Genomic DNA, 213 nt, shown 5'->3' on the forward strand with positions numbered 1-213 from the left:
TGTAGCTCCAGTAGATCCTGTAGATCCTGTAGATCCTGTAGATCCAGTAGCTCCAGTAGATCCTGTAGATCCAGTAGCTCCTGTAGCTCCTGTAGGTCCAGTAGGTCCAGTAGGTCCAGTAGGTCCAGTAGATCCAGTAGATCCAGTAGGTCCAGTAGGTCCAGTAGCTCCTGTAGGTCCAGTAGGTCCAGTAGGTCCAGTAGGTCCAGTAGA

The 213-nt window shown here is 51.2% G+C and carries 1 protein-coding gene; it reads left to right on the top strand.

Annotation, left to right across the window (positions count from 1 at the left end; all coding sequences use genetic code 11):
* Positions 1-213 (top strand): hypothetical protein (locus BAQ46_RS31810; protein WP_249024560.1); only part of this gene is annotated, 213 nt, incomplete at both ends.

Source organism: Bacillus paranthracis, assembly GCF_001883995.1.
GTDB classification, from domain to species: Bacteria; Bacillota; Bacilli; order Bacillales; family Bacillaceae_G; genus Bacillus_A; species Bacillus_A paranthracis.